The following is a 5,579-nucleotide window of genomic DNA, read 5'->3' as shown; positions in this document are numbered from 1 at the left end:
TCGAGAAGCAGGTGTCGACGCGGCGGCAAGCGGCCACCGAATCGGCGTCATAGAACTGCGAATTAGCGCGCAGCACACGGAGGCCGGTGGCTCCGGCCTAGCGGTGCGATGGCCGGGATGCCTCGTTGTTTCCGCGCTGCTGGACCCTAGACAGTAGGGGTGCGCGTCAAAGTGCCGCACCTCGTATCGAGTGACGAGATGCGTGAAAGACGGTGGAGTCAGGGAGTCGTGCACGGAGATGACTCCGACCGGACCAAGTACAACTACAGTCCGATGAAAATTCGGGACTTTCTGACACGTTTTTTGGACACTCACGAATGAGGACACTCGGCTTCACTGCCGGTTTCCGGAGTCCAGTGCTTTAATCCCTGAAGTCGCCTTCGCCGACTGTAGTCGGGGGCTTGAAAGCAAGTTACTGTGTGCTTAGACTCCAGCGCGACGAGTGGCTCCGGCCGTCAGAAGCTGTTTTTTCGGTGAAGAGATCAGCCAGTCCGGCGCGAAGTACGGGGTGCAACGTGCGCACGGCTGAGTCGCCAACTGTCCATTCAGTTGTACCGGGCTCTGCCTCCCTGAGTCCTTCGAGCGCGGCGAGGGCTTCATCGGTGTCGCGGATACGCTGGAGCATCGCTACGGCTACGTCCCGGACGTGCCACCGGTTGTGGTGCATCCCGAGTTCAGCGAGGCCGCACACGGCCTCCTTCAGGATGGTGAGGTCCTTGGTCACCTGGACCGCACGATCGGCGAAGTTCGCCAGGTGGTCACACGCGCTGAAGCTGAAGTTGCCCCCGAGTCGCCAAACAAATGCATGGAAGACCCGGGTGAAGGTCGTCGGATTGTTCTCCCACCACCGCTCCACCGACTCGATGGGCAATGCGCAGAACGCCCACGCGAACTCCCCCATGTCGTCGTAGTCGCTCAACTCGATCTCGTTCGCCCACTGCTCCAGCTCGTCGAAGGCTGCGGGGTCTGCGATGTAACCGGCCTGCAGCCTGGGAAATAGCCGCAATGCTTTTGCCTGCGCCGTTTCCCAGAAGCCAGTGGGGACCGGCTTAAAAACGGCTTCGATCGCATCGAGCAGTTGCGTCGCGCTCCCGTAGCGACGCTCCCGGTCGGGCGAGATCGCACGTTGGATCACCCCGCGAAGCGGGTTAGCCGGCACATGATCGTCGATGGGCAGACTTTTGATGACGAGCGCCTGCATGATTTTGCCTGCGGAGTAGACGTCCGCGCGAGCATCGATGTGTTTGGAGTCCCTCATCTGCTCGGGCGCCATGTAATAGTGGCTGCCCATAACGTCGTAGGTCGCGGTGAGCACGCTGCTCTCGTCCACGACGCGTGCGAGCCCGAAGTCGGCGATCGCCCACGCTCCTCCCCGAGATCTCAGCACGTTCTCGGGTTTCAGGTCGCGGTGGAAGATCCCCTCGCTGTGGATGTGGGCCAAGCCCCTGCAGACCGCCCGCATCACCTCGGCGATCTCGTCCGGTTTCGTTATCGTGCCGACCTCGTCGGCGAGACTTCCGAGCGCAAGCGGCATGGCGTACCACATGCCCACGTCGGGATCGTTGCCGCTGGCGATGACCGGCATCACGTTCACATGGTTGAGTTCGGACATGAGCCGGAGTTCACGTGCGAAGCGGGCGATGATGTCCGGATCCGCTTCCCGAAGAACTTTGACGGCCGTATGGGTCTGGTCGCTTGCCGTTGTGAGATCTCGTGCTTGATAGACGCTGGCAAATCCACCTTCACCGAGCTTGTGGCCGAGTTCGAACCTTCGGCCCACCGACCGGGGACCGGGGGTCACTTCAGGACGTCCGGCTCTGCGACGCAGACCGCTGTTGCGCCACCGGCGAATAGTGCCCAGATCCCAGATGGCGCCAGCGCTCAGTTCAGCGATCGGTGCGGGGAACCCGGGTTGCTGACGGAGTTTGGTCACCTGTTGCCGGGTCACCCCGAGTTCGTCGGCGACCTCGGTCACTCCGCCGAGGCGGAGTGAAGATTCATTGGTTGTCACGATGCCAACCATACTAGAATAGGTGACGTCATGACGCCTATATGGCCGGTATCCGGGGTTGTTGCTTGGTCGGGGCTCTCGGAACCCCTTTGTTGCCATAGAAGATCACCAGTAGGGCGCGGCGACCGGAATCCGGGGGGACACGTTCGGGAGCAGTGGGCCGCCTCGATCTGGCCCAACCCTCGACATTCACGAGTTGAGGGTTAGCGGATTCAGGTGCTTTGTGCTGGCAGGATCGCCATCCAGCACACTAGGTGGACGTCGTCTTCCGTGATCGGGGGCAGTGGCTCTGGGGCCGACTGGGGGGCCAGACCGAGTTTGTCGGCGAGTTCCGCCAGGCGGTCCACGGTGTTGCGGGGGGTGCCGGATTCGGTGAGGGTGTTGCGGATGGTGCGCAGGATGCGGGGGCTGTAGGGGGCTTCGAGTCGTTCGATCAGGACGTCTTGGTCTACTCCCAGGTGGGCGCCGTGCCGCCGGACCAGTGCGGCCGCGTCGCGCATGGCTTTGGGGATCTGGGGAGTGAGGTTGGCCGGGTCGGCATTGTGCATCCAGGCCGCGGTGATGTGCTGCCTGGCGCATGCCCATCCGTCATAGGCGGCCTGGTGGACGGCCTCGTTCAGCAACGGCGGTGTGTCGTGATGGCCGGGGTCTGCCGCGGAGAGGCAGGCGAGTGTGTCATCGACGACGATAGGTTGGTTCTCCTCGTCGCGGGTGAGGGCGAAATCGCCGGTGAGCGGAACGTAGCGGAACCACGGACGGGGATGGTCACCGATCCGGGCGCAAAACACCAGCCCTGGCTGGATTCCTGTGGCGCGGGCGAACCCCGATCCGCTTCCCCAGGGCAGGTGTGTCACCGCTTCCCGCAGCAGCGGATCTCTGAGGTTGGTGTGGAGGCGGCGCCGGTATTCCTCACCGGACAGGGCGGAAGCGCCTCCTTGAAGGAACAACGCGGCGTCCTGGCGGCGAAGCCGATCGATCTCCGCTCGGGTCTCGGTGATGTTCACTTCCCGGCCGGTGAAGCCGGGCAGGACCTCTCCCACTCCTGTCGCGGCGGCGGCGTGTTTGAGTTTGCGTTGCAGCCGCTCTTCCAGGCCGAGGAAACGTTCGAGTTGTTGATCAGGGAAGAAGCAGCGCAGGAAGACCTCGCGGTGCTCAGATCCAATGCGGTCGATGCGGCCGTGCCGCTGGACGAGCCGCATCGGGTTCCAGGGCAGGTCGTAGTTGATGATGTGCCGGGCTTGCTGAAGGTTAACGCCCTCGGCCAAGACATCGGTGGCGATGACCAGGTCGTATCGGTCCTGGTCTGCGGGGCCGCCGGCGGTACGAGGGGCGAATCCGGCGATGGTCTGGGAGCGGTCATTACGGTCTGGGCCTGCGGCCATAGCGATGCGGCCCTGGTATGCGACAAGGCGTGGATCGGTCTCGATCGCCAGGGTCAGGCGGCTGTGAATGTGGGTGACAGTGTCGGCATAGTAGGAGAAGACGAGCACCTTGCGCTTGTCGCAGGCGTCTTGCGGGGTGATCCCTTGGGTTTGTGCTTCCTGGGCGATCTGGGCGAGTTCCTCGACCAGAGCCTCCACCTTGGGATCGGGCCCGCTCTGGTGGACCCGTACCTCGTCGCGGAAATCGGTCAACAGCCGGTGGTCGGCCTGGACGGCCGCCTTCAGCGCAGGGATGTTGTACTCGTCGGCGTCTTTGACGCCGTCGGCCGCGCCGTCGTCCATGGACTCGATGAAGCTGTCGATGTCGTCGCTGTCGGAGGCCGACCATTCCCTCAAAGCGTCGCCAGTGAGGACTCTGCCCTGGTCCAGGGCTTGCAGAAACGACTCGTGGCTGGCCAGCATCTTGTCCAGGGTGCGCTGGAATGCGTAGGCGGAGGACTCGAACCTTTTAAGTAGGGCGGAGCGCAGAAGCCCGGCGTTCTGCCGCTCGAATTGTTCCTCAGTGCCGCCGCGACGGAAATGCGAAGGCACATACCGGGCGAGGGTGAGGACTTCTCCGGGTGCCTGCAGGGACACCGCCGGACCCTCATCGGTGCCGGTGTCGGCTCCCAGAGCGACGGCGAGCCGGTCGAACATTCCGGGGAACGCGGTATCGAGGTTGTAGTCGACCCGGCGGACCCGGGGCGTGGGGAAGGCGATCTCGCGTTCGGTGCCGTTGATGACGACCCGGTCTCCGACGTAGTGGTTACGTACGAAACGGCGGGTGCGGCGCACCGCCACCTTGTCCAGCACGTCGAACAGGTGCTCTGGTGACAGGTCGTCGGGGTTCATCGCCATGGCCCGGTCGAAGTAGGCCCGCAGCGATGGGACCCCGGCATAGGCGAAAGTCGCGTCGTTGGTGACAAAGTAGGAGATCAGGTTGTACAGGTCGTAGAGACTGTTGTTGACCGGTGTCGCGGTGAGCAGTACCAGTTTCTTGGGGCTGCCGCCCTCGGTCAGGGCGCGCAGCGCGTCGGCGCGCCGGGTGGCGGCGTTACGCAGCGCGTGGGCCTCATCGACGACGACCAGGGCGTACTCGTCCGGGTCCTGCAGAATCGAACCGAGCTGGCCAGCGTTATCGATCCCGCGGGTCAGATCCTCATAGGAGACCACGTCGGCCCGCAGGTTCACCTGGCGCAAGAACGGCCCCCAGGTGGAGTCCCGCAGTGTGGCGGGGGCGACGACCAGCGCTTTCTGCCGGTTGGTGATGACCGCTTCATGGATGATCTCGCCGGCAATGTAGGTTTTGCCGAGCCCGACCTCATCGGCGATGATCACACCGTTAAGCTGGTCCAGGATTCGCCGGGCACGCCATACCCCGTCGGCTTGGAAACCGGTGAGGCCGAGTCGGGATCGGGCCCCGGCAGCAGTCTCTTCCTCCTGCACTTCCGCCCCGTACAGCTCGTGCAGCATGCGCAGAAACACCACGTGCGGCGGGTGCGGCTCCCACCGTGACTCATAGATGGCGGCCAGGTCGAACGGCTGCGCCACCTGCCACAATTCCTCGAACCAGTCCTGGACGGCACGCACCGTCGCGGGCTGGTATTGGCCCAGGTTGAGTTCCCGATTGCGGGCCAGCCCCGCGAGGGTGAAATTGCTCGAACCCGACACCACACCGGGCAGGGGGCCGTCAACGATGAACGCCTTCCCGTGCAAGAACCCCGCCTCGTATCGGCGAACCTCGACGTTACCCGAGCGCAACCAGGCGACGAGCCGGCGGGCGGCGCGGTCGGCTTCGATGGTGAAGCCGAGCAGGTCACGGTCTTGTTCTAGCTGCCGGTGGTGCCCTTCCAGGGCTTTGCGTACCTGGTGGCGTTCGGCGCGGGCCCCCAGCCCCGTCGACAACGGCCGTACCGCGCGCTGCTGCCGGTCTGGGTCAGCCCCCAGCAGCAACCGCACGGGTCCCAGGCGTTCCAGCTCATCGGCCAGCAACCCGAAGCCGCCGGGGTTGAAGTAGGCGGACGCGATCGACACGCCCGGGACGGTGGTGAGGCTAACCTCGATCTTTCACAGCACCGACTGGGTTGTGTAGCGGCCTGACTCGGTGTGCGTTTTGTGTGGGTGGTCAGGCTGGTGGCCCGGATGTC

At 64.2% G+C, this 5,579-nt stretch carries 2 protein-coding genes; both read right to left on the bottom strand.

What is annotated here, in order from left to right:
- Window positions 1-412: 412 nt before the first annotated feature.
- Window positions 413-2,011, bottom strand: coding sequence for a serine/threonine-protein kinase (locus ABZ806_RS44715; RefSeq protein WP_500226026.1), 1,599 nt, complete (start codon window positions 2,009-2,011; stop codon window positions 413-415).
- A gap of 212 nt (window positions 2,012-2,223) precedes the next feature.
- Entirely contained in the window at window positions 2,224-5,466 is a 3,243-nt protein-coding gene (locus ABZ806_RS44710; protein ID WP_500226024.1) for a helicase-related protein, read from the bottom strand.
- Between the last annotated feature and the right edge of the window lie 113 nt (window positions 5,467-5,579).

The organism is Spirillospora sp. NPDC047418 (assembly GCF_040643275.1).
Lineage (GTDB): Bacteria > Actinomycetota > Actinomycetes > Streptosporangiales > Streptosporangiaceae > Spirillospora.
The sequence above is the reverse complement of the archived record's forward strand: the minus strand, read 5'-3'. Positions and strand labels throughout refer to the sequence as shown.